Source organism: Vibrio sp. 10N.222.47.A9, from assembly GCF_963872585.1.
Classification (GTDB): Bacteria; Pseudomonadota; Gammaproteobacteria; order Enterobacterales; family Vibrionaceae; genus Vibrio; species Vibrio splendidus.
Genome location: NZ_CAWNBB010000001.1, coordinates 1 through 25,504, shown reverse-complemented (window position 1 = coordinate 25,504; position 25,504 = coordinate 1). Strand labels below are relative to the sequence as shown.

The 25,504-nt window shown below is 44.2% G+C and carries 23 protein-coding genes and 1 tRNA gene; 5 read left to right on the top strand and 19 right to left on the bottom strand.

Going from position 1 to position 25,504, the window contains the following annotated elements; genetic code table 11:
- Positions 1-62 precede the first annotated feature (62 nt).
- The 3 genes from AACT19_RS00120 to AACT19_RS00110 all read left to right on the top strand — a co-directional run bounded on the left by AACT19_RS00120 (position 63) and on the right by AACT19_RS00110 (position 3,054).
- Positions 63-536 (top strand): GreA/GreB family elongation factor, encoded by a 474-nt coding sequence (locus AACT19_RS00120; protein ID WP_017080322.1) that lies wholly within the window; start codon positions 63-65, stop codon positions 534-536.
- 86 nt (positions 537-622) lie between these two features.
- Positions 623-1,417 carry a YggN family protein gene (locus AACT19_RS00115; protein WP_083717856.1) on the top strand — a complete coding sequence of 265 codons (795 nt, stop codon included), beginning with the start codon at positions 623-625 and terminating at the stop codon, positions 1,415-1,417.
- A 275-nt stretch (positions 1,418-1,692) separates the two neighbouring features.
- The gene (locus tag AACT19_RS00110) at positions 1,693-3,054 is read left to right on the top strand and encodes a sodium-dependent transporter (protein ID WP_076644735.1); all 1,362 of its coding nucleotides are present in this window, start codon (positions 1,693-1,695) and stop codon (positions 3,052-3,054) included.
- Between the two features lie 207 nt (positions 3,055-3,261).
- Here AACT19_RS00110 and lipA read toward each other — a convergent pair whose 3' ends face one another.
- From lipA to leuS, 12 genes are all read right to left on the bottom strand, one after another.
- The gene (gene lipA / locus AACT19_RS00105; RefSeq protein ID WP_004735240.1) at positions 3,262-4,227 is read right to left on the bottom strand and encodes a lipoyl synthase; all 966 of its coding nucleotides are present in this window, start codon (positions 4,225-4,227) and stop codon (positions 3,262-3,264) included.
- Positions 4,228-4,231: 4 nt separating this feature from the next.
- Positions 4,232-4,891, bottom strand: a complete 660-nt coding sequence (gene lipB / locus AACT19_RS00100; protein ID WP_017079937.1) for a lipoyl(octanoyl) transferase LipB — start codon at positions 4,889-4,891, stop codon at positions 4,232-4,234.
- A gap of 195 nt (positions 4,892-5,086) precedes the next feature.
- Entirely contained in the window at positions 5,087-5,362 is a 276-nt protein-coding gene (gene ybeD, locus AACT19_RS00095; RefSeq protein ID WP_017079938.1) for a DUF493 family protein YbeD, read from the bottom strand.
- Positions 5,363-5,597: 235 nt separating this feature from the next.
- The gene (locus AACT19_RS00090; protein WP_017079939.1) at positions 5,598-6,779 is read right to left on the bottom strand and encodes a serine hydrolase; all 1,182 of its coding nucleotides are present in this window, start codon (positions 6,777-6,779) and stop codon (positions 5,598-5,600) included.
- A 93-nt stretch (positions 6,780-6,872) separates the two neighbouring features.
- Positions 6,873-7,712 (bottom strand): septal ring lytic transglycosylase RlpA family protein, encoded by an 840-nt coding sequence (locus AACT19_RS00085; protein ID WP_076644734.1) that lies wholly within the window; start codon positions 7,710-7,712, stop codon positions 6,873-6,875.
- Between the two features lie 3 nt (positions 7,713-7,715).
- The gene (rodA, locus tag AACT19_RS00080; protein ID WP_004735244.1) at positions 7,716-8,837 is read right to left on the bottom strand and encodes a rod shape-determining protein RodA; all 1,122 of its coding nucleotides are present in this window, start codon (positions 8,835-8,837) and stop codon (positions 7,716-7,718) included.
- Positions 8,837-10,729 carry a penicillin-binding protein 2 gene (gene mrdA / locus AACT19_RS00075; protein WP_076644733.1) on the bottom strand — a complete coding sequence of 631 codons (1,893 nt, stop codon included), beginning with the start codon at positions 10,727-10,729 and terminating at the stop codon, positions 8,837-8,839. Before mrdA ends, rodA begins: the two co-directional genes overlap by 1 nt.
- 6 nt (positions 10,730-10,735) lie before the next feature.
- Positions 10,736-11,206 (bottom strand): 23S rRNA (pseudouridine(1915)-N(3))-methyltransferase RlmH, encoded by a 471-nt coding sequence (gene rlmH, locus AACT19_RS00070; RefSeq protein WP_004735246.1) that lies wholly within the window; start codon positions 11,204-11,206, stop codon positions 10,736-10,738.
- Between the two features lie 3 nt (positions 11,207-11,209).
- Positions 11,210-11,527, bottom strand: coding sequence for a ribosome silencing factor (gene rsfS / locus AACT19_RS00065; protein WP_076644732.1), 318 nt, complete (start codon positions 11,525-11,527; stop codon positions 11,210-11,212).
- 64 nt (positions 11,528-11,591) lie between these two features.
- Positions 11,592-12,617, bottom strand: coding sequence for a DNA polymerase III subunit delta (holA, locus tag AACT19_RS00060; protein ID WP_076644731.1), 1,026 nt, complete (start codon positions 12,615-12,617; stop codon positions 11,592-11,594).
- A 9-nt stretch (positions 12,618-12,626) separates the two neighbouring features.
- A complete protein-coding gene (locus tag AACT19_RS00055; RefSeq protein WP_065682573.1) occupies positions 12,627-13,268 on the bottom strand; it encodes an LPS-assembly lipoprotein LptE in 642 nt (213 codons plus the stop codon).
- Between the two features lie 180 nt (positions 13,269-13,448).
- Positions 13,449-16,025 (bottom strand): leucine--tRNA ligase, encoded by a 2,577-nt coding sequence (leuS, locus tag AACT19_RS00050; RefSeq protein ID WP_076644730.1) that lies wholly within the window; start codon positions 16,023-16,025, stop codon positions 13,449-13,451.
- A 265-nt stretch (positions 16,026-16,290) separates the two neighbouring features.
- Here leuS and AACT19_RS00045 point away from each other — a divergent pair, with 265 nt between their 5' ends.
- Complete coding sequence (locus AACT19_RS00045; protein ID WP_004735251.1) at positions 16,291-16,761, top strand: zinc ribbon-containing protein; 471 nt, start codon at positions 16,291-16,293, stop codon at positions 16,759-16,761.
- Positions 16,762-16,873: 112 nt separating this feature from the next.
- Here AACT19_RS00045 and lnt read toward each other — a convergent pair whose 3' ends face one another.
- From lnt to miaB, 5 genes are all read right to left on the bottom strand, one after another.
- Positions 16,874-18,391, bottom strand: coding sequence for an apolipoprotein N-acyltransferase (lnt, locus tag AACT19_RS00040; RefSeq protein ID WP_017087694.1), 1,518 nt, complete (start codon positions 18,389-18,391; stop codon positions 16,874-16,876).
- A gap of 32 nt (positions 18,392-18,423) precedes the next feature.
- A complete protein-coding gene (gene corC, locus AACT19_RS00035) occupies positions 18,424-19,314 on the bottom strand; it encodes a CNNM family magnesium/cobalt transport protein CorC (protein WP_004735253.1) in 891 nt (296 codons plus the stop codon).
- Between the two features lie 120 nt (positions 19,315-19,434).
- A complete protein-coding gene (ybeY, locus tag AACT19_RS00030; protein WP_004735254.1) occupies positions 19,435-19,896 on the bottom strand; it encodes an rRNA maturation RNase YbeY in 462 nt (153 codons plus the stop codon).
- Positions 19,897-21,018, bottom strand: coding sequence for a PhoH family protein (locus AACT19_RS00025; protein WP_017087693.1), 1,122 nt, complete (start codon positions 21,016-21,018; stop codon positions 19,897-19,899).
- A 163-nt stretch (positions 21,019-21,181) separates the two neighbouring features.
- Positions 21,182-22,606, bottom strand: a complete 1,425-nt coding sequence (gene miaB / locus AACT19_RS00020) for a tRNA (N6-isopentenyl adenosine(37)-C2)-methylthiotransferase MiaB (protein ID WP_004735256.1) — start codon at positions 22,604-22,606, stop codon at positions 21,182-21,184.
- A gap of 308 nt (positions 22,607-22,914) precedes the next feature.
- Between miaB and AACT19_RS00015 the strand changes: the two genes are divergently transcribed.
- A complete protein-coding gene (locus AACT19_RS00015) occupies positions 22,915-24,090 on the top strand; it encodes a 2-octaprenyl-3-methyl-6-methoxy-1,4-benzoquinol hydroxylase (RefSeq protein ID WP_076644729.1) in 1,176 nt (391 codons plus the stop codon).
- Between the two features lie 71 nt (positions 24,091-24,161).
- On the opposite strand, the gene AACT19_RS00010 is transcribed toward AACT19_RS00015, so the two are convergent.
- Positions 24,162-25,208: a lactonase family protein gene (locus tag AACT19_RS00010; protein WP_076644728.1), complete on the bottom strand. Its 1,047-nt coding sequence runs from the start codon at positions 25,206-25,208 to the stop codon at positions 24,162-24,164.
- 157 nt (positions 25,209-25,365) lie between these two features.
- A tRNA-Leu gene (locus AACT19_RS00005) sits at positions 25,366-25,450 on the bottom strand.
- Positions 25,451-25,504: the final 54 nt, after the last annotated feature.

Here is a 25,504-nt window from a genome sequence, read left to right as displayed (position 1 = left end):
GTCTTGCACCTGATTGTACCTAATTCTATTCTGTAGCTCCTATAGAAAAGCACCCCAATAGTATGAATAAGTCAGAGCTTCGCCAAATAATCTTAGAGCAACTCGAATCCCGACTACGTATCGCCCAATCTGCGACTCAGCGTGCGATTGATGCTGCGACCGATGAAGAGACTGTGCCTGAACATAAGTACGATACATTGGCATTAGAAGCTTCGTATCTTGCTCATGGCCAAGCCGTAAGAGTGCAAGAGTGTGAAGACGACATTCAGTGTTATCGTAACTTAGTGTTGCGCGACAGTGAGCGAATTACGGTGAGCAGCTACGTTGTGGTCATTGACGAGCATGATCAATATAAACACTTTTTTATGGGGCCGAGAGTCGGCGGACTTTCTGTCACGTGGAATGAGAATGAGATTGCCATCGTGACGGCAAATGCACCTTTTGGCCAGGCTCTAATGGGTAAAGAAGTCGGTGATGAAATTGAGTTTAAGGTCGCAGATAAACAGTTTTGCTATGAAGTAATATCTATCGACTAACTGAGTAACGTATATATAAAACGTTTCTCTGACAAAGAAGCATATACCAAGGGTATAGTAATCGGTCAGATTGATGAGAGGATGTTATGAAAAACAATGTATTTATGAAAAACAAAATATTTATTAAAAACAATGTATTAATCGCATCGTTAACAGCAGTAATCTCTTTTGTGAGCCTGCCAACTTTTGCTGCGCAGTGTCGAGTTGATTTGAAAAATGAATTGCGAATCGATGACCAAAAAGTCGAAATCCATCAAGTGAATGGTGATACTGCCGTTTTCGATGGCAACAACGACTTATATATCCATGGTGAGAAGGTTGAACTTGATGCCGACCAACAAGCGGCGATTGAAAAATACCGCGAAAGCATGAGTGAGTACTTACCACGAGCGAAACAAATGGCGAACGATAGCCTAGCGTTAGCGAATGACGTGATTGATGATATTGCGGCTAGCCTAGATTCACCGGAATCATTTGATAATGTAAAAGAATCAATGAAAACCTACTTTGCTGAACTGGAAGCGCGTTACTACAAAGATGGCGAGTTAGTGTTACCAGCTGAAAGCTTTGATTCGATGGCCAATGGTTGGTCTGAAGATTTCGAGAAGGCGAAAGAAATCTTTAATCAAGAATTTATCTCAAGCGCTTTTAATGCGATGTCAGAAAGAATGAAACAAGACGGTGGTTTAAACCTTACCGAATTGGCTGATAGCATGGCTGAATTAAAGCTGAAAGTTGAAGAGCGAATGAAAGAACACTCTCAACAAGTACAAGAAGAAGCGAACGAGTTCTGTGATTCTCTTGATGAGATGGCGGAACAAGAGCAAGAGCTGCATGAAATTATTCCGAACTTAAAAGACTATCAAGTATTCACGATCTAATCTGAATTGACTGATGAATCACAAGAGCACCGTTTGGTGCTCTTTTTTTATGGGTTAAATAAGCTAACAATTAACTTAGGAATGCCTCTCAGTAGGTGGATCAATCGTTGTCTTGATTTTATGTGGTCAGTTAGTCTGGGTAATTGTTAATAACTTGGTCTTAAATACTAAATGGATTGTAAAAATAAGATAATTGTTCATTTATTGGTTGTGCCTATCATTGCTTTTGATTACTGTACTTATCAACTAGTTCACTGATTTTTGATGCGGGCAATATGGACCAACAATCTTCCTCTTCAAGAGAGCTCTTTAGCTCTCGTTTGGGTTTTATTTTAGCAGCGGCGGGTGCAGCGGTTGGCTTAGGTAATATTTGGGGTTTCCCAACTCAAGTTGCCAGTAACGGTGGTGGCGCTTTTCTCTTAGTCTATTTGATCATGATTTTCGTGGTCGCTTTCCCAATGCTGGTGGTTGAGATGGCTATTGGTCGTCACGGCCAAGCAAACCCTGTCGATAGCATGCGTTCTTTGACTACGAACCCTTTGGGTAAGAAAGTCGGTGAGTTTGTCGGTTGGGTCGGATTGAGTGTGCCAAGCGCCGTGTTGGCATTTTATAGTATCGTTGGTGGTTGGTTGATCTGCTTCCTCATTGGTGCTGTCGCTGATCTGATGGGTTTAGAGGCTGCTGCTGATTGGTTTAAAGGCTTCAGTGTTGAGCGAAATGTATTTGGCACTGTCGCATTCTATGTGCTGACTATCTTGATTGTTCAGGGCGGTGTTAAGCAAGGTATCGAGAAATGGTCGACTCGTTTGATGCCTGCGCTATTTGTTTTATTTGGCTTATTGTTTGTTTACATCATGACGCAATCTGGTGCGATGGAAGGCCTGAAACACTACTTGGTTCCGGATTTTGAAAAAGTTTGGGATAGAAAATTGATTTTGGCAGCAATGGGGCAAGGCTTTTTCTCGCTAACCATTGGTGGTTGCTCGATGTTGGTTTATGGCTCTTACTTGAGTAAGAAAGAGAACCTGCCCAAAATGGCAATGAACGTTACCTTAGTTGATACCGCTGTCGCTTTTATTGCGGGTTTAGTCGTGATGCCTGCAATGTTTGTTGCGATGCAGAAAGGGGTACAAATCTATGCGGAAGATGGCTCACTATTAAGTTCTGATACGCTTGTATTTACGGTTCTGCCGTTGATGTTTGATAGCTTAGGCGTGCTTGGTCAGATCTTCGCGATTGTTTTCTTCTTATTGCTAACGATTGCCGCACTGACTTCATCGATTTCGATGCTTGAAGGCCCTGTAGCACTAGTGAGCGAGCGTTTTAACACTAGACGAACGCCTACGAGCTGGGTAATTGGTGGTGTTATCGCGTTGTTTAGTGTGGTGATTGTTTACAACTTTGCCGCGATGTTTGGCATGGTTGCGATGATAGCGACTCAGTACCTTCAACCGGTCGCAGCACTGATGTTCTGCGTGTTTGGTGGTTGGGTATGGAGTCGAGCTTCTAAGGTGAAAGAGCTTGAGCAAGGTTGCCCTGATTTCCAATTGGGTTGGTTTGGTAAGGTGTGGCCAATGTATGTGAAGTTTGTGTGCCCAATCCTAGTCGCAACGGTTATCTGGGCATCTTTCGGCTAACGCTGAACCCTATCGGGACTCTCTGAACCTAAACCCTCAGAAGAACTTGAAACGTTAAGCACAGAGCCACTCATAAAGAGTGGCTTTGTTGTTTTTATATAAAGCTATAGTGGCATGAAATATAAAGCTTGGTGGTACGAACAAGATAGAAAAAAGGCGCTGAACATAATAGTCAGCGCCTTCGCGTTTCTAGTTAAGCAATCGTGATTACTTAATTTCCATACCTTGAGCCTGTAAGTCTGCATGGTAAGAAGAACGTACAAACGGACCACAAGCTGCGTGAGTGAAGCCTAGCTCTAGAGCAATCTCTTTCAGCTCATCGAACTCAGAAGGCGGCACGTAGCGTTCTACTGGTAAATGGTGACGGCTTGGTGCTAGGTATTGGCCTAGTGTCAGCATCGTTACACCATGTTCACGAAGGTCTTTCAGTACTTGAACGATCTCTTCTTTCGTCTCACCAAGGCCCATCATCACCCCTGATTTTGTTGGGATAGTAGGGTGCTGTTCTTTGAATTTCTTCAATAGATCAAGAGACCATTTGTAGTTCGCACCTGGACGCGCTTTGCGGTATAGACGCGGCGCTGTCTCTAGGTTGTGGTTGAAAACATCTGGCGGGTTGTCTTTCATTAGATCAAGCGCAACATCCATACGACCACGGAAGTCTGGTACCAGGGTTTCAATGCGAATGTTTGGATTCTGTTCGCGAATTTCACGGTTACAGTCAGCAAAGTGTTGAGCACCGCCGTCACGCAAGTCATCACGGTCAACTGAAGTGATTACTACGTACTTCAGTTTCATGTCTTTAATCGTCTTAGCCAGTTTCTTCGGCTCTTCTGCTTCAGGAGCAACAGGGCGACCATGGGCAACATCACAGAACGGGCAGCGACGAGTACAGATAGCGCCAAGAATCATAAACGTTGCCGTGCCGTGGTTAAAACACTCGGCTAGGTTAGGGCAAGACGCTTCTTCACAAACTGAGTGCAGGTTGTTCTTGCGCATTGCTGATTTGATTTCTTGAATACGATGGCTGTCTGAAGGAAGTTTAATCTTCATCCATGCAGGCTTACGTAGAACTTCTTTCTGTTCAGCAGGCATATTCTTTACGGGAATTAATGCCATTTTGTCAGCGTCACGATATTTAACGCCTTTTTCCATTTGGATTGGTTTGCTCATGATTTTATGCTTCTGCTGTAATGTTACTGGTGGCTTGAATGTCTACTTGGTCATAGCCGAGTAGCTCTACGAGCTCTTGTATTAACTGTTGCTCAACGTTTTCTAGTTCACTTGGCCCGCCTAGCTGGCTTACTTGTGCCATTTCCATACCTTGATAACCACATGGGTTAATACGTAGGAATGGAGACAGGTCCATATCGACGTTGAGTGCTAACCCGTGGAACGAGCAGCCACGTCGAATACGTAATCCGAGTGAACAGATTTTCTTGCCATCGACATAAACACCAGGAGCGTCAGGTCGGGCAGTTGAATTTATATTGTAAGCTTTCAGAGTGTTGATTACGAGGTTCTCGATATGAGTCACCAAATCACGGACTCCGAATTTTTTGCGGCGGATGTTAATCAAAAAGTAAGCGACTAACTGACCTGGGCCATGGTAAGTCACTTGGCCACCGCGATCGCTTTGAATTACAGGGATGTCACCAGCATTTAATACATGCTCGGCTTTGCCTGCTTGTCCTTGAGTGAAGACAGGGTTGTGTTCAACCAACCAAACTTGGTCTACGTCTTCTTCTGTGCGTTCGTCTGTGAACTTATGCATGGCTTTCCATACAGGTTCGTAATCCTGACGGCCTAATTTTTTTACGATTAGCTTATTTTGCAAAGCTGCACTCCCTCAAGGATTAATAAAGTGAACGCATTATAAACGCGAAACAGGTTTCTAACTACAGACGGACTGCAAGGTTTTTCAACTTTCTTTGTATTTATTGAAAATTAAGTTGAATGAATTTGACCTAGATAGGGTGCTTCAAACAAAAACAGCGGCAATAAGCCGCTGTTTTTCATGTGTAATCGGAGATTACAGAACCATACGAACGATTTCGATCTCGCCCAGTTCTTTATAAAGCGTTTCTACTTGCTCAATTGAAGTCGCTGTAATATTGATCGAAACAGAGTGGTAGTTACCTTTCGCACTCGGTTTTAGCGTTGGGCTGTAGTCACCAGGAGCATGACGCTGGATCACTTCTAGCACTAGCTCAGTAAGTTCTGGCTTTGCATAGCCCATTACTTTGTAAGTGAATGAACAAGGGAACTCTAAGAGATCTTTTAGTTTTGCATCAGAATTGATGTTCATGAATAGCTCCAAAAGGCTAGACTCTCGCAAATTGGCGAAATGTCGATAAAAAGCGTGTTCGGTCAACAGACACGAGTAATAGGGCGGAATATTACGTGTAAATATCACTGAACTCAAGATCAACAAAAGCCGCACATGGCGGCTTTTAGTTCGTCGATGAGTAAATAATGAACTTACTCATTGAGTTAGCTTTGCACTGAGCTTGTGTATTGCTTAGAGCAAAGCTTTGACTGGTTTAGAATAAACCCTTAAACAGCAATACTAGGTAGTCCCATAGACGACTAAATAAGCTGCCTTGGTCTACATCTTCTAGTGCAAGTAGTGGGTATTCAGCAACGTCTTCCCCATCAACTTGGTAGAATAGTTTACCGACAACATCGCCTTTGCTAATTGGTGCTTCCAGTTCCTTTTCAAGAACGAAGCTTGCCTTTAGGTTCTTAGCTTGACCACGAGGTAGGGTAACGAAAGTATCTTCGTCGACACCTAGAGCAACCGTGTCCTTGCTACCCATCCAGATTTTTTCTTCAACGAATGTCTCACCAGCAGTATGTGGTGCCACTGTTTCGAAGAAACGGAAACCGTAGCTCAGTAGCTTTTTGCTTTCTGTTTTACGAGCGTTAGCATTCTTGGTGCCCATCACAACAGCAACTAGGCGCATTTTGCCTTCGGTTGCTGAGCTGACTAGGCTATAACCTGCCTTGCTTGTATGGCCCGTTTTGATGCCATCAACGTTCATGCTCTTATCCCATAACAGACCGTTACGGTTGTACTGGGTGATGCCGTTGTAAGTGAATTTTTTCTCTGAGTAGATACGGTACTCATCAGGAACATCGCGAATCAGCGCCTGACCAAGTAGCGCCATATCATAAGGTGTTGAGTATAGATTCGGGTTGTCTAGACCGTGCACGTTAGCAAAGTGCGTGTCTTTCATGCCGATAGAGCTTGCCCATGCGTTCATTAGGTCAACGAATGCATCTTCAGAACCAGCAATATGCTCAGCCATTGCAACAGTAGCATCGTTGCCTGATTGAATGATGATACCACGGTTCAGTTCTTCCACTTTAACCGTTGTGCCCACTTCAATGAACATTTTCGATGAATCTGGGAAGTTTTTAGCCCAAGCATTTTCACTGATTACAACATCGTCGTTTAGATTGATGTTGCCACGTTCTAGCTCTTGGCCGATCACGTAGCTCGTCATCATCTTGGTTAAACTTGCTGGAGAAAGTTGAGTGTTCATCTCTTTCTCTGCTAGTACTTTGCCTGAATGGTAATCCATCAGAACAAAACCTTTAGCGGCGATTTGCGGTGCATCAGGGACTACAATTGGAGCTGCGAATGACGATGTAGCTATCGTTGCAGAAAGAGCAACAGAAGTAGCAAAAATCGATTTAACAAGTTTATTAGATTTAATCATTTTGAATGCAATTATTTGGTGAACTATTCATATATTAACAGAATCACTCTGTCACACCAGAGCGCTGATTACCAGAAGTAACTGTTAGATTAATTAGCGGGTTAGTGTGTGTTTTTTTATATAAGCTGACGGGTAACCCATTAGCTTAACTTGTTCTAATTTTTCTTGAGTCAGAGCATAGTCATGAAATGGCCCAAGCATCAGACGGTAGTTATCGTCATTTGGCTGCAAGAACGTTGCTACAGCTAGCTTTTCGCCTAGATCTTTGGCTAACTTCTCGGTCCTATCTTCATGTGGAGAGGTTGCGACCTGAATAATAAATTGCGGCAAAGCGGCCTTTTTATTCACGTCGGTTGGCATCGCTACGGTGATGACTTCTATCTCAACATTTGCGGTGCCGGTTCTCAAGACATCGAGCTTGTAAGCTGCCGCATAACTAAGGTCAATGATTCGGCCTTCGTGGAATGGGCCTCGGTCATTGATACGAACAATCGTCGTTTTATTGTTATCGGTATTCGTCACTTTTACATAGCTCGGAATCGGCAATGTTTTGTGTGCTGCAGACATGGAATACATGTCGTAGATCTCGCCATTTGAGGTTAAATGGCCATGAAATTTCTTACCGTACCAAGATGCTTTTCCTTTCTCGGTAAACCCTTCGGTTCTTTTTATGATCTTGTAGTCTTCACCACGCAGTGTGTAGTTAGTGTTTCCGCCCAAACTATAAGGTTCATATTGAGGGTGAGCATCTTCTAGATGCTCTACCGAGATAGGTGCATCCGGTGCAATATCCGAATCAATATCGTAGCGACCGGTAGGCTTTTGTGAAGAACAGCCGTTGATTAAAATCGCTAAGCCTAGGATAGAGACTATTTTTTTGATTGGCAGCTCATCAACCAAAGATGCTTTTCTTTGAAATATTGTAATAGACATCGATTAGGTCGCCTTTGAGAATGCTTTTCTGTGTGTATGGATCGACATTAAAATACCAAAACCAGCCATAAGGGTAACCATCGAAGTACCGCCATAGCTGACGAGAGGTAGAGGAACACCAACCACGGGTAGAATACCGCTTACCATGCCAATGTTTACAAAGATATAAACGAAGAAGCTCAGTACAATACTGCCACCCATCATTCGACCAAATGCCGTTTGAGCTTGGCTCGCGAGCACTAAACCCCGTCCAATAATGAATAGGTAGATAGCAAGCAAGAACAAAATACCAATCATGCCCCATTCTTCGGCAATTACCGCAAAAATGAAGTCAGTGTGGCGCTCTGGAATGAATTCTAATTGAGATTGAGTACCTTGTAGCCAACCTTTTCCTGATACACCACCAGAACCTATCGCAATCTTACTTTGAATGATGTGGTAGCCCGCACCTAATGGATCTGATTCAGGATCAAAAAGGGTTCTTACTCGTACTTTTTGATATTCACGCATCAAAAAGAACCATAATATTGGGATAAATGCCCCTAACGCTATGGCGGCACTAGCAATGATTTTCCAACTTATACCAGCTAGGAATATCACGAAGATACCGGATGCGGCGATAAGGATGGATGTACCCAAGTCGGGTTGCTTAGCGATTAAAATGGTAGGTACAAACACCATTACTAGCGAGATCGCTAATGTTTGAAAGGTTGGCGGCAGTGATCGTTTACCGATAAATCGAGCCAGCATCAAAGGTACTGCAAGCTTTAATAGTTCAGAGGGTTGGAATCGAACAAAACCGAAATTTAACCAACGTTGGGCACCCTTAGATGCCTCACCAAAGAACAACACGCCCAAGAGTAAGATGACACCGCCTGCAAATAACAGCGGGGCCAAGGTTTCATAGGTACGAGGCGAAAGTTGCGCTAAGAAGATCATGACACCTAAAGACAGCACCATACGCATTGCTTGACGATCCATCATCGCAAGGCTTTGTCCGCTGGCGCTGTACATGATCAATAAGGCAAAGCCCATCAACACCAGAATACCGAGCAGTAATGGAAGATCGATATGGAGCCTTTCAAACAAGGCTCTATTTCGTCCAGTAGAAGGATCAAGTTTCATTATTTTGTTGCCTTACTTTCATCTTCTTCAGCGAGAATAATATGGTCTAATATTTTTCTAACGACAGGGCCGCCATTTGATGAGCCGCCACCTGCGTTTTCTAATACGATAGTCACAACCGCTTCTGGATCTTCAAAAGGAGCATAACCAGTAAAGAGTGCATGATCGCGTAAATGCTCTGCTATTTCGTCCGCGTTGTATTCTTCGTCTTCTTTGAGACCGAATACTTGCGCAGTTCCTGATTTACCAGCGGTTTGGTAAGACATCTTTTGGAATGAACGTCTTGCAGTACCTTTCTTTCCGTGGTTTACCAGTCTCATTCCTTCTTGCGCGATATCCCAGTATTTCTGCTTAACACCAGTGATTGGAGGATAAGTTTCGATCTCTGATACCGTTTGGTCATCGAATGGCTGACCATTATCGATCGTCGCACGTAATAGGTGAGGCGCTGTTACTTCACCTTCGTTGACCAATACAGACGTGGCTTTTGCGATTTGCATCGGTGTTGCTGTCCAATAGCCTTGTCCGATACCAACAGGGATGGTGTCACCTTGGTACCAAGGCACACGGTGTCTTGCCATTTTCCATTCGCGAGTTGGCATGTTGGCTTTGCTTTCTTCGTAAATATCAATGCCTGTATAGTCACCAAAGCCGAATAGCATCATCCATTGAGATAAACGGTCGATACCTAGATCAAAGGAGATTTGGTAGAAGAAGGTATCAACTGATTCTTCAATCGCTTTCTCTATATCAACAACACCGTGTCCCCAACGTAACCAGTCGCGAAACGGCTTGGTTTTAGAGTTAGGTATTTTCCAATAGCCTGGATCATTACGCGTTGTATTTGGTGTAATCACACCTTCTTGTAGAGCAGCAACGGCAATAAACGGTTTGATCGTAGAAGCTGGTGGATAAATACCCAATGTGGCACGGTTAACCAAAGGTCGATCTTTGTTCTGTAGTAGGGCGTTATAACCTTTAGAGGAGATACCATGCACAAATGCATTAGGGTCGTAGCTTGGGCTAGACACCATCGCTAACACGCCATTGTCTTTCGGGTCGAGAACGACGGCAGAGCCACGGCGTCCATCGAGCAGTTTGTGCACATATAGTTGAAGATTGATATCTAAGTTAAGTACGATATCTTTGCCCGGAACCGAAGGGACAAATTTTAGTGTGCGAATGACTCGTCCACGGCTGTTTACTTCGACTTCTTGATAGCCAGCGGTACCGTGCAGCATGTCTTCGTAGTAGCGCTCAATGCCAAGTTTACCGATGTCACGTGTTGCTTTGTAATTGGCGTCTTTTTCTTCTCGTACTAAGCGTTGTATATCGCGATCGTTGATGCGCGATACATAGCCAATAACGTGAGTCAGTACATCACCATACGGATAAAAACGCTTTAATGTGCCTGTTACCTCAACACCCGGAAATTTATGCTGGTTTACAGAGAAGACCGCAACTTGCTCTTCGGTGAGCTGATTCAGAATTGGCACTGACTTGAAGCGTCGTGAATTGCGGCGATCACGATTAAAACGCTCGATACGTTCAGGTGGAATCTCTATTAACGTTTGTAGACGGACGAGCGTGTCATCCATATCTTTGATTTTTTCGGGTGTAATTTCTAAGTTGAAAACGGGGCGGTTTTCGGCAAGAAGTAAACCGTTGCGATCGTAAATCAAACCACGGTTAGGCGCGATGGGAACGACCTTGATACGGTTGTCGTTAGAGCGGGTTTTATAGTCCTGATATTGGTTGACCTGAATGTTGTACAGGTTAACAACCAACATCGACATCATGACTATGATCCCCGCAAACGCAACAAAAGCACGACTAGTAAATAGTCGTGCTTCTGCTTTGTAATCACGGATTTGGCTACGTTTACGTAACATTAACGCTTATTCTCGATGATAAGGGTGGTTAGCAGTGATGCTCCAAGCTCTATACAAGCTTTCAGCCATGATAACGCGTACTAATGGGTGAGGGAGAGTAAGCGCCGATAGAGACCAGCTTTGGTCTGCAGCCGCTTTACACGCAGGTGCTAATCCTTCAGGCCCGCCAATAAGGATAGAAACGTCGCGTCCATCCAATTTCCAACTTTCCAATTGTTCTGCCAGTTGTGGGGTATCCCACTTTTTACCTGGGATATCAAGCGTGACAATGCGGTTGCCTTTTGGCACTGCTGCCAACATTGCTTCGCCTTCTTTTTGGAGAATACGTGCAATATCAGCATTTTTACCACGTTTTCCCGCAGTGATCTCAATGAGTTCTAATGGCATATCATGAGGGAAGCGGCGTTTATATTCTTTAAAGCCTTCTTCGACCCACTTTGGCATTTTTGTACCAACTGCGATTAACTGGATCTTCAACGCTTAGCCCCAAAGTTTTTCTAGTTGGTACAGCTCACGATGTTCTTCTTGCATAACATGAAGCATGCTTGTTCCCATATCTAGAACAACCCATTCACCTTCTTGCTGCCCGTCCATGCCTAGTGGTTGCATACCAGCTTTAAGCACTTCATCGGCAACATGTTGTGCGATAGAGGCAACATGGCGCTTAGAGGTGCCAGTACAAACAATCATGTAATCAGTAACACTTGATTTGCCTTCTACATCGATAGTAACAATCGATTCTGCTTTCATGTCGTCGGCTTTGTCTGCAAGAAAATCTTTTAGTTCTTCACGTAACACGGGGTGTTCCTTTAATCTGAATTTAGCTTTTTAGGATCTGTTGACCCTAGAATATACCACGCTTTTATGCGTGAAATGGGATTGAAGCTGAAGGGATACAAAACTCTACGCTTAACTGATGAATTAGTGGCCAAGGCGACTGTTCATATTGAGTTTTTGTCATCAATTCGGCTTGAGTCAGCAACCCAAACAACGAATGTAATTGAGATATCGAAACTCTTGTTAGCGCGGCGTTATAAAGAGGCTTCTTCGATTGCCAGATACGATGTTTTTCGAATACTTGGCCGATCGGCATCTGTTTCATTTGTTGCTGCATTTGTAATAGCAAGGCAAGTTCACGTTGTATGCTACGCAGTAAAATGACTGGCTCTACACCTTCAGCTTCCAGTTGTCTTAGAATTCGTTGTGCACGATTACCTTTTCCAGCCAGTAACGCGTCACTCCAATGGAATGGAGTAAAGTGGTTGTGGCGGCTTAGTGATTCTTCTAAGCGTACTAGGGTAAGTTTTCCGTCAGGGTATTGGAGCGCTAGCTTTTCTAGGCTTTGAGTGAGAGCAAATAGGTTACCCTCGTGCCACTGTGCCAACATTTGAATCGCTTCAGGGTCTGGAGATAAGCCGATTTGACGGCAGCGCGCTTGGACAAACTGAGGCAATCGGCTGACATCTGGCGTTAGGCAACTGACCCAGTGACCCTGATTAGACAGTGCTTTAAACCATTTAGCACTTTCTTGAGCCTTGGTTAGCTTCGTGCCAATCAAGACCAACAGAATATCGCTGTGGATATGCTCTGAGATTGCCAGTAGCTCTTTGGCTATCGCAGCATTGACTCCTGATTCCGGCAGTTCAAGTTCGATGATTTGACGGCTAGAGAACAGGCTTAATGCTTGAGTACAGTCATAGACTTGATTCCAGTTCAGACTGTTATCAATTGCAAAGCGGTGACGTTCATCAAAGCCTTGCTGTTTTGCAACCTTTTGAATCGCTTCTCGGCTCTCTTGTAACAGCAGAGGTTCGTTACCGAAAATGAGGTAAACATTACTTAGCTGTTTAGCAAGTTGCTCTGATAAGCGGTCAGCAAAAATACGCATCAAATAAACCTATTGTTCAGCTGATTCGACGGGCTTTGCCGTTTCCGTAGAACTTGGATCTATTTCGACGTTCTTGATGTTGTATTGTTTCTCAAGCTCTTTCACTTGAACATTTTCTAGCGCATCTAGATCCATGCTATCAGCTGCGATGTTCGCTTTTAGTCGAGCCATTTGACGAAGGATTTGACTTGTTGCAAGCTTACGCATCTCATCTTCGATCATGTCGCGCTCAACAGATTTTGCTAATGCAGTTAATGGGTTGTCTAGGTAACTACGGGTTACGCTCGTTGAGAATGTCTTTGAGCCTAACTCAGGAATCGTGACGCGGTATGATGCGTTGAGCGTCAGTTCTTTTTCTGCTGCACGAGTATTCTGGTAAAGGGACAGAGTTCGCTCACTAACGCTTTCGCTAATAATATGTAAATTAGGGGTGTTTTCTGCAGGCGGTACGATTTCTACATCATTCATACGTAGCTGACCTTTCATCATACGTGTAAACGTACTGTATTGGTCGTAGCTGGTCACAGAGATCTTGTTGAGTTCTTCTGGTACAGAATAGTCACCACGTAAGTGGAAACCACAGGCACTCAGTAGACTAACGGTTAAAACAACAACAGTAACTTTCAATGAAGATAGTGAAATCAGGCGCATTATTTGATGGCTCTCATGAAGGTAGAATACTTATTTAAAGGCTTTAGAGCTTTCGAATCGTAGGGCTCTGAGTCTAAAGCACTTAAATAAGTAGACAGGGCAATGTTGCACCCTGTCTAAAGACTGCTTTTGATGAATTAAGTTCGTTAATTCTTTAGCAATTGTACTGTGCTAACGAAATTAGTTAGCAACGATGTTTAGAAGCTTGCCTGGTACGAAGATAACTTTACGGATAGTTAAGCCATCTAGGAATTTCTTAGCGTTCTCATCGTTTAGACCAAGTTCACGAACTTGCTCTTCTGTCGCGTCAGCTGCAACCGTTAGTTTCGCACGTAGCTTACCGTTGATCATGACAACGATAGTCTTCTCGTCTTCAACTAGTGCCTTCTCGTCAAACGTTGGCCATGTTGCTGAGTCTACGTTTGATTCACCCAGAGCAATCCACATTTCGTAAGAGATGTGTGGAGTCATTGGGTAAAGCATGCGTACTACCGCTTTTAGCGCTTCATCAAGGATTGCACGATCTTGTACAGATTCTTGAGGTGCTTTCGCTAGCTTGTTCATCAGTTCCATGATTGCAGCGATGGCTGTGTTGAACGTTTGGCGACGGCCGATATCGTCCGTTACTTTCGCGATAGTCTTGTGGATATCACGACGAAGTGCTTTCTGGTCACCAGATAGCGCAGAAGCGTCAACAGCTTCAGCTGCACCCTTAGCAGAGTGAGCGTGAACCAGTTTCCAAACACGCTTAAGGAAGCGATTTGCGCCTTCAACGCCAGACTCTTGCCACTCAAGCGTCATGTCTGCAGGCGATGCAAACATCATGAATAGACGTACTGTATCAGCGCCGTACTTGTCTACCATCTCTTGTGGGTCGATACCGTTGTTCTTCGACTTAGACATTTTGATCATGCCTGAGTGTTCAACGTCGCGGCCTTGGTTGTCGACAGCTTTTTCAATGCGACCTTTTGCGTCACGGTCGATAGTCACGTCAGTTGGAGCAATCCACTCTTTCGTTCCTTTCTCGTTCGTGTGATAGAACGCGTCAGCCAGAACCATGCCTTGACATAGAAGCTGCTTGAACGGTTCATCAGATGTTACGTAACCCGCATCGCGAAGAAGCTTGTGGAAGAAACGAGAGTAAAGCAGGTGCATACAAGCGTGCTCGATACCACCAACGTATTGGTCAACTGGTAACCAGTAGTTTGCTTTCTCTGGATCTAGAATGTCATCAGCTTGTGGTGAACAGTAACGTGCGTAGTACCATGAAGACTCCATGAACGTATCGAACGTGTCAGTCTCACGTAGAGCTGGTTCGCCGTTGAATGTTGTTTCAGCCCAAGACTTATCTGCCTTGATTGGGCTAGTTACGCCATCCATTACCACGTCTTCTGGAAGAATGACTGGCAGTTGGTCCGCTGGTACTGGGTGAACTTCACCGTCTTCAGTGGTTACCATTGGGATTGGAGCACCCCAGTAACGTTGACGAGAAACACCCCAGTCACGTAGACGGAAGTTTACAGTCTTCTTACCTTTGCCTTCAGCTTCCAGTTTCGCAGCAATTGCATCGAATGCTTCTTGGAACGCAAGACCATCGAACTCGCCAGAATCGAACAGTACACCTTTCTCAGTGTAAGCCGCTTCAGACACATCTAGCTCAGAACCGTCTTCAGGTTTGATTACTGGGATGATATTGATGCCGTACTTAGTTGCGAATTCGTAGTCACGTTGATCGTGAGCAGGAACCGCCATTACAGCACCTGTGCCGTAATCCATAAGAACGAAGTTAGCTACGTAAACAGGAACAACACGACCGTTAAGAGGGTGGATAGCTGTTAGGCCAGTATCCATGCCTTTCTTTTCCATCGTTGCGAGTTCAGCTTCAGCCACTTTGGTGTTACGACATTCTTCAACGAATGCTGCAAGCTCAGGGTTGTTCAGTGATGCTTTCTCTGCAAGAGGGTGACCTGCAGCGATACCAACGTAAGAAACACCCATTAGTGTGTCTGGACGTGTTGTGTACACTTCTAGCGGCGCTTCTTCACCGTTAACAGCGAAAGATAGTTCAACACCTTCAGAGCGACCGATCCAGTTGCGCTGCATGGTCTTAACCATTTCAGGCCAACCTTCAAGGTTGTCCAGATCGTCGAGTAGCTCTTGAGCGTACTCAGTGATCTTAATGAACCATTGTGGGATCTTCTTTTGTTCTACCGGAGTGTCACAACGCCAGCAGCAACCGTCTTCTACTTGCTCGTTCGCTAGTACAGTTTGGTCGTTTGGACACCAGTTAACAGAAGATGTCTTCTTGTAAACTAGGCCTTGTTCGTAAAGCTTCGTGAAGAACTCTTGTTCCCAACGGTAGTACTCTGGTGTACACGTTGCGAATTCACGTTTCCAGTCGTAACCAAAGCCTAAAAGCTTAAGCTGGTTTTTCATGTATTCGATGTTTTCGTAAGTCCACGGAGCAGGCGCTGTGTTGTTTTTTACAGCTGCATTTTCTGCAGGTAGGCCGAATGCATCCCAACCGATTGGCTGCATTACGTTTTTGCCTTGTAGACGTTGGAAACGAGATACCACATCACCGATGGTGTAGTTACGCACGTGACCCATATGCAGTCGACCACTTGGGTACGGGAACATAGAAAGACAGTAGAATTTTTCTTTATTTGGGTCTTCACTTACAACGAAAGTCTCGCTGTCATCCCAGTGTTGTTGAACCTTTTGTTCAATCTCTTGCGGGTTATATTGTTCTTGCATCGATGGTATCCGGTTATCTTGGAATTTGTGAGTTCGGTTAGAACAGAATCTTACAGATCGTCATAGAATACCTAAAGGAGCTTAGTACAACAATAGTTATACCCTTCATACTTGCAGTTGCAGCACGGTTGATTGCGTAAATTCAACCAAATTACTTAGGACAGCTATACTTAAGGGTATGAATTGCATTTGTTTGTTAGGAACTGGTCGCTTAACTACGGCCCCGTTCACTAAGATAAAGCTTGGTCATCTTAAGGAGGTCGTTATGCCGAAGAAAAAAGCACTCTATGAAGAAGTCGTCGAAGAGGTGATAGAAACGCTGAAGCATAGTCCTGAAGAGCTTAACAACAAAATCGAAACGTCAGGTAAGTATGCGAAAGCAGCCAATGATATGACCAAAGATGAGCTCTCATTGATCTCGGCCTATGTGAAGTCGGACTTAAAAGAGTTTTCCGAAAGTTATGAAGAGAGTAAAGGTGGTCCATTTTATTTGATGATCACAGATTCTATTTGGCAAGGATTGTTGGATATCACTGATCGCACTAAGGTGGAATGGGTTGAATTGTTCCAAGACTTAGAACATCAAGGGTTGTATCAAGCGGATGAGGTTATCGGGCTCGGGACGCTTGTCTGTGATGAGTGTGGACATCAAACCGAATACAACCACCCGACCAATATCATTCCATGTATCAAGTGTGGGGCGACAGGGTTTAGCCGTAAAGCACTTAAGCCGTAAACACTTAAGTCATAAACACTATAGCCATAGCACCATCAACTTTACACCGCAGCAATAAAAAAGGGTTGACCCAATCAGCCAACCCTAAAATCACTTTCTTCGAATTTCTAATCTAGCTCTTTGGCTTTCTAATTACCCAGCCAATCACCAAGCTGAGCATCGCCCAGATATACAGTGGCCAAGTACCAACTGCGTGAAAAGGCGTTTGCCCATCAGTTGAAATGAGATCAGCTTTTAATACGGCCGTTTCAAACTGAGGTATTTGCTTGATGATGTTGCCTTTGTAATCGGTTACTGCCGTCACACCATTGTTGGTTGAGCGAATCACTGGCTTACCAAGCTCCAGAGCACGCATTTGTGCGATTTCCATATGTTGCAGTGGGCCAATCGAACGACCAAACCACGCATCGTTAGAGAGCGTTAAAATAAAGTCCGTCTCATCAGTCACGCTTTGTCTAACTTGATCATTAAAGACGATTTCATAACACAACGCAGGCGCTAAGTGACGGCCATTTGCCACGATGTTTGGTTGAACAAAATCGCCACGGCTAAATGATGACATCGGCAAGTTGAAGAACGGTGCCAATGGGCGCAAGATATCTTCAAACGGCACAAACTCACCAAATGGCAATAGGTGATGTTTATGGTAGCGTTCGTCTGGATCGTAGCTGTATTCACCGTATGGATTGACACCTAGAGAAAGAACGCTGTTGTAGTACTTCTTATCTTCAGACTGATTGAGTACGCCAGTGATGATTGAGCTGTTGTTCATCTTCGCTGCGCTATCTAAGTTACGTAAGAAAGATGGAATCTCAACTTCGAATGCTGGAATAGCGGCTTCAGGCCAAATGATGATATCGGCATCCCAGTTTTCTCTACTTAGATCTGTGTACTTCATCATCGTAGGCCAGCGGTGGCTTGGTAGCCATTTACTGTCTTGATCTACATTGCCTTGAATCAATACCACTGAGGTTGTTTTTTCAGGGTTCGGTGTCACCCAATCGATATTTCGAATGCCAAAACCTGCACTGAATACGATTGCAGGGATGATGCCAACACTCCATGCTTTATTGATAACCATATAAGCGAGTGCAGATGCAGAGACAATGACTGCCAGAGTAATTAACTCGACACCGCCAATCGGTGCAAACGAGCCTAGTGGAGAATCGATTTGGCTGTAGCCAAGCCAAAGCCAAGGAAAGCCCGTCATTACCCAACCACGTAGCCAATCACTGATTAACCACAATGCAGGAGCTGCGAGGAAAAAGCGGCTTAGGTTATTAGCAGGGAAGTACTTGTTTAAGCTCCAGGTAAATAGGCCTGAATAAACCGCTAGGTAGCCAATGAGCAAAGCCATCAAAAACAGGTTGGCTGCCAGTGGCATGCCGCCAAAATGATCGATGCTGACGTATACCCAGCTGATACCTGTTGCGAATTGGCCTAAACCCCATCCGTAGCCAATCCAAAGCGCACTTTTAGGAGAACGGTTATGGATCAGTAACAGCAACAAAGCTGGGCTGATAATAGCAAGAGGCCATATTGAATATGGAGCGAATGAAAGGGTGGTTATAGCGCCAACAAAAACGGCCGCAAGCGGCCGTAATAGGCGATGAATAAAGGTCTTAGTCATCTAATTTCTGTCATCTCTTTAGAGAGAAGTTGTTATTCTTCGATAGTCGGAAGAGGCTGCTCGTCAGGGATGGTTACCTGTAGCTGAATCACACGACGGTTATCTGCGGATGTTATTTTGAAATGGTAGTTTCCGATTTCTACAATTTCGCCACGAACAGGCAGGTGACCGAGTGCTGTCATTACCATACCACCCACAGTATCGACTTCATCATCACTGAAGGAAGTGTTAAACGTATCGTTGAACTCTTCAATGGTGGTTAAAGCTTTAACCGAATAGGTATGCTTACTCAGCTTACGAATATCTAGCTCTTCTTCATCGTCGAACTCGTCTTCAATTTCACCAACGATTTCTTCGAGGATATCTTCAATGGTTACCAGGCCAGAAACACCGCCAAACTCATCGACAACGATAGACATGTGGTAACGCTCTTCTTGGAACTCCTTGAGCAGGCGATCAACTCGCTTACTTTCAGGAACAACCACGACAGGGCGAATCACTTGTTCGATATCAAATGGGGCACTTTCTGAACCCAAATACTTAAGTAGGTCCTTCGCTAATAGAATGCCTTCAACATGGTCTTTATCTTCACTGATCACTGGGTAGCGAGAGTGTTGAGCATCAGTAATAAGCGCAATCAATGTATCTAAATCATCGGTGCGTTCAACTGTAACCATTTGAGAGCGAGGCAGCATGATATCGCGTACTCGCATCTCTGAAATTTCCATAACACCCTCGAGCATGTCGCGCGTGTCGTGGTCAATTAGGTCATTAATTTCTGAGTCGCGGATTACATCTACGAGCTCTTGGCGATCTTTTACTTCACCTTGAAATAGTTGGCCTAGGCGTTCAAAGAAGGACTTTCTACTCGGACCTTCAGATTTTTTACTTCCCTCAGAAGTGGGGGGGTTACCTTCGTTCATGATTTCTCAAAAAATAACGCTACCAGAAGTGTGATAGCACACGTTACAACTCAGATTCCTGCGAAAATCACAGGTTCGATGAGTTATTGTTTCTCTGCAACCTACTTTACTAGAATCAATTTACTTTTCTAGAATATAAGGGTCTTCAAACCCCATAGTTTGCATGATTTCTGTCTCGAGTGACTCCATCTCTTCAGCTTCATCATCTTCGATATGATCATAACCTAGCAGATGCAGACTGCCATGTACAACCATATGAGCCCAGTGTGCTAGCAGAGGCTTATTTTGCTCTTCTGCTTCTTTTTCGACAACTTGGCGGCAGATAATGAGGTCACCCAGTAGATCTAATTCCATTCCTGGTGGTACTTCAAATGGGAAAGACAGCACGTTAGTTGGCTTATCTTTTCCACGGTAGTCATGATTGAGCTGGTGGCTCTCTTCTGTATCAACAATACGAACGGTGAGCTCGGCATTCTCTTGAAACTGAGGAATTGTTTTGTCCAACCAAAGCTGAATATCTTGCTCAGTTGGAAGCCCTTGCTCATTTTCGACCGCTATTTGCAGGTCTAGTTCAATAGACATCTATTTATCACCTTGTTCTGTAATTACAGAGCTATTTTGTGTTGCTAATTGTGTCGTAACGGCTTGCTGAGCTTCAAGAAGTTTGGCTTCACGCTCTTCACGTTTACGCTTTTCAAACTCTTTGCGTTCTTTCTGGTCTTTTGCTTCCCACTTCTCGTACGCATTGACGATACGAGCAACGACAGGGTGGCGAACGACGTCTTCAGACATGAAGAAGTTAAAGCTAATGTCATCCACTTCGTTGAGTACTTCAGTTGCATGACGTAGACCTGACTTAGCTCCTCGAGGTAAATCGATTTGCGTAATATCACCTGTGATCACAGCGCGTGAGTTAAAACCGATACGGGTTAAGAACATCTTCATCTGTTCTACCGTGGTGTTTTGGCTCTCATCAAGAATGATAAACGCATCATTTAATGTACGACCACGCATGTAAGCCAGTGGCGCAACTTCAATCACGTTGCGCTCAATCAGTTTCTCAACACGCTCGAAGCCAAGCATCTCAAACAGTGCATCGTAAAGTGGACGTAAATACGGATCCACTTTTTGGCTTAAATCACCCGGCAGGAAACCAAGCTTCTCACCAGCTTCAACAGCAGGGCGAGTCAGTAGGATTCGACGAACTTCTTGACGTTCAAGTGCATCAACCGCAGCCGCAACAGCTAAGTACGTTTTACCAGTACCAGCAGGTCCAATACCAAAGGTGATGTCATGAGTGACCATGTTCATTAGGTATTGAGCTTGATTTGGTGTGCGTGGTTTGATGACGCCTTTTTTAGTCTTAATGGTCACTTCTTTGCCGTAGTCGATTTCAGACTCGACGTGTTGCTCCAAAATGCCAGACTCAGTGACCGCCAGATGCACTTGCTCTGGTTCGATATCGATTATGTTGCCTTTAACTGGAGCCGTTTCAACATAGAGGTGTTTGATGATGTCTAAAGCTGCGGCAGTTGTGTGAGGCTTACCGACAATGGTGAAAAAGTTGCTACGGTAATTAATCTCAACACCCAGACGACGCTCAAGGTGCTTGATGTTGTCGTCGAATGGTCCGCATAAACTTGCCAAGCGCTTGTTGTCTGCTGGCTCTAGATTTATCTCTAAGGTAACGATTTTATTGCTCAAATTAGCCTCTCATTTTGTGCCACTCACTCTTAAATAAAAAAAAGAGCAAGAAGCCCGATTTAGACCGGGCTTCTGATGGTGATATCCCTATTTCTAAGATGGTCACTTAGTTAGGTAATTTCAAGCTTTGTGTTTGCGCTTTGTGCTCAAACAGTTGTATTGGCTATGGCGTAAATGTTGCTACACCTAGCTCGTCTTCACGTTTTGTTTTTTCCATCATTTCTGCTGGAGTCATTACAACGCGTAGACCCATGTCTTTTTCTGTGCGAACTAGCTCACCACGTAGTGAGTTGGTGTAAACCTCAGTGATCTTCACATCTACGAACTGTCCGATAAGATCAGCAGAACCTTCGAAGTTCACAACACGGCTGTTTTCAGTACGGCCACGCAGTTCCATTAGATTCTTTCTTGATGGACCTTCAACAAGGATACGCTGCTCTGTACCTAGCATTAGGCGAGAGAAACGCATAGCTTGTGTGTTTACTGTCTGTTGCAGCTCCCACAGGCGATCTTTCTTCTCTTGTGCTGGCACATCACATGGATAATCTGCGGCAGGTGTACCTGGACGAGGAGAGAAAACAAAGCTGAAGCTCATATCGAAATCAACTTCTTTAATTAGCTTCATTGTATCTTGGAAGTCTTGCTTAGATTCACCAGGGAAACCAACAATAAAGTCAGAGCTGATTTGAATATCAGGACGAGCTTTACGCAGTTTGCGGATAATAGACTTGTACTCGATTGCCGTATGCGGGCGTTTCATCATCGTAAGAATACGGTCACTACCACTTTGTACCGGCAAGTGTAAGAAGCTCACTAGCTCTGGCGTATCTTTGTAAACTTCAATGATGTCATCACCAAATTCAAGCGGGTGACTTGTAGTGAAACGAATACGGTCGATACCATCGATAGACGCAACTAGGCGAAGTAGTTCTGCAAATGTGCAGATGTCGCCTTCGTAAGTAGGGCCACGGAATGCGTTTACGTTTTGGCCTAGTAGGTTTACTTCACGTACGCCTTGCTCTGCCAGTTGTGCAACTTCGTAGAGTACATCATCCATTGGACGGCTAACTTCTTCACCACGAGTATATGGAACAACACAGTAAGTACAGTACTTAGAGCAGCCTTCCATGATAGAAACGTAGGCTGTTGCGCCGTCTGCTTTAGGTTCCGGCAAGTTATCGAACTTTTCGATCTCAGGGAATGAGATATCCATTACTGGTTTTTCGTTAGACAGTGATGACTTAATCATCTCTGGCAGACGGTGTAATGTTTGTGGGCCAAAGATAACGTCTACGTACGGTGCACGTTGACGAATGTGGTCGCCTTCCTGAGTTGCTACACAGCCACCCACACCGATCACCACACCTTCTTTTTTATCTTTAAGCGTTTTCCAACGACCAAGCTGGTGGAATACTTTTTCTTGCGCTTTTTCGCGGATAGAACAAGTATTCAATAGTAGTACGTCTGCTTCCTCAGGTACTTCAGTTAGCTCATAGCCATTTGCAGCGTTAAGCAGGTCGGCCATTTTTGATGAATCGTATTCATTCATCTGACAGCCCCAAGTTTTAATTAGCAGTTTCTTACTCATTATATGTTCGCTCGATCGTTAGTTTAATTTAAGGGAGCAAATCGCCCATTATTCATCCGCCAGCATTGTTTGTCATAATTAGGTATTCAATTTTATGACTGGCTCTAGCGGCAAGCGGCGTATTGTACTGGTTTCAAAACCGACTGACTAGTAGTCTGAACAAATCTCTTATGTAGTGGTTTTTATTATTGTTAACGCCATATACCATAAGGGATAACCCTTTTTTCGAATAAGGTTTTTGGTTACAAGTTAGTTATGAAAAAGTACAATCAAAAACAGTCAAAGAATCAAACTGATAAGTACAAAATATGAACAGTTACGATATTGTGGTAGTCGGTGGCGGCATGGTTGGCGCAGCAACAGCGGTCGGCTTTGCAAAGCAAGGGCTGAGTGTTGCGGTGATCGAAGGTTTTGCCCCACAAGCTTTTGATGAGTCACAAGCGATGGATATTCGTGTGTCTGCGATTTCTCAAGCATCGGTCGATTTACTTGAAGATCTTGGTGCGTGGCAAAATATCGCAGCGATGCGCGTGTGTTCTTACAAGCGTTTAGAAACGTGGGAGCATCCAGAGTGTCGTACTCGATTTGAGGCTGCATCACTGGATCTGCCCCGTCTAGGCTATATCGTTGAGAATAGGCTCATTCAACTAGGATTATGGTCTCAATTTGATGCCTACGACAATCTCGAACTGTTATGCCCAGAAAAGCTGGATGAGATTGAGTTTGGTGAAACCAATATCGTTAAGCTTCAATCAGGAGCTGAGTTGTCAGCGAAGTGGGTGATTGGTGCTGATGGCGCGAATTCAGCCGTTCGTCAGCAAGCTGGGATTGGTATTACCGCTTGGGATTACCGACAGCACTGCATGCTTATCAATGTCGAAACCGAGCAGCCTCAACAAGATATTACTTGGCAGCAATTCCTACCAAGTGGTCCTCGTTCATTTTTGCCATTATGTTCTCTAACCTCTGACGGTCAAGAAGTCGGGCAGGGATCGTTGGTCTGGTATGACTCCCCATCTCGCATTAAGCAATTATCATCGATGACCCCTGAAAAATTGCGAAATGAAGTACTTGCTAACTTTCCTAAAGAGCTAGGTGATATCAAGGTATTGAATTCTGGATCTTTTCCTCTGACACGACGTCATGCTCAATCATACTCGAAGAATAATTGCATTTTAGTCGGTGATTCAGCGCACACGATTAACCCTTTAGCAGGGCAGGGCGTCAACTTGGGCTTTAAAGATGTTTCAGTACTATTGGATGTCACCAATGAAAAAGGCGAATTGAATCAATCTGTAGCAAGACGCTATGAAGTGATGAGAAGAAGTGACAACTTAATGATGCAGAGTGGAATGGACTTCTTCTATAAAACTTTCAGTAATGACATTGGCCCTCTAAAGTTTGTCCGCAATGCTGCACTAAAATTAGCGGAAAGTTCAGGGCCGATTAAAGCTCAAGTATTGAAATACGCCTTGGGCCTTTAAAACGGTTAGATCAGGTTATTTATATAGAGAAGGAGAGCCGATGCTCTCCTTTTTTGTTTTTGCTGTAATGCTTATTGTTGCTGAGTGACACAAACTGGTGCATCAAGGTCTAACGAGTACCCTGTATAAACCAAAGACCCATCCTCATTATCTCGCTTGAATGAGGTGATGTTGTTGGAGTGCTGGTTGGCGGCGATAAGCCATTTCCCATCGTCAGTTATATGGAAGTCTCTTGGGAATTTACCTTCAGTGTCGTAGCTATCAATGAAAGTCAGTTTTTGAGCCTCAGAGTCGACACTGAAGCTGCTGATTCTTGATTGGTGTCGACATGACACATAAAGGAATTGTTCATCAGGGGATAGCTTAATCGCAGCTGCGGCTTCTCCCTTCTCCATATTAGGTAAGGCATCAACCTCATCCACTATATTCCAAATACCTAAAGACTTTTCCAAAATCAATATCGTTTCAGAGAGCTCACAGATTACATAGGCTTTGTCTTCAGCTTTGTTGAAGATTAGGTGACGAGTTCCATTTCCTGCGGGCGCTTTAATAGACTGCATTGGCTCATCAAGGAACTCTTCTTGCTCTTCGTCAAAGCAATAGAAGTTGATTCGATCGGTGCCGAGATCGACAGTCACAAACTGTGGTGAGTTTTGTAAGAACAAACATTGATGGGCGTGTGGGCTAGTTTGTCTCTCTTTGTTCGGCCCTGAGCCAACCATCTTGATTGTTTTGAGTCGTTTATCGATGTTGCCATTGATACTTAAGCTAAAGATATCAAATGTACCTGACGAGTATTGGGAAGTGATAGCAAATTTATTGTGTGGATCTATCGCAACGTGGCAGGGGTGATCTCCCGAGATAAGGCCTGTATTGGACGCGATTTGTGAATCAACATTAGGTATATGAATGAGTTTCGGCAGTTTCTTTTGCTCAACCTCAGATGCTGTATAGATTCCAGACTTTGTCGCGGTGACAAAAGAGGGGTTATGACATTCGGCAATAAGCTCTAGAGGTAATAGTTTCCCTGTTTCTAGATCTAACTGAGTTTGATAGACACCTTGGCTTTTACTTGGCGTATCCGTGTAGCAACCGATCGTTAATGGGAGGGTTTTCATAGGTAGTCATACTCAATTAGAAAGTGGAGCAGACATTGTCTTATAAAATCGTATTAAAAGTGAGGTTATAGAAGAGAATACTTGGTGACTTGGCTAGCAGAATTGCATATTCCAGATAAAACAAAACCCAGCTAAAAAGCTGGGTTCTATTCAATGATGGTGCGGTCGGAGAGACTTGAACTCTCACACCTCTCGGCGCCAGAACCTAAATCTGGTGCGTCTACCAATTCCGCCACGACCGCAGCAAAGCTTTCCTCTCAACTAAGCAAAGAGCCTAGCGAAGAGTATATAGTTAA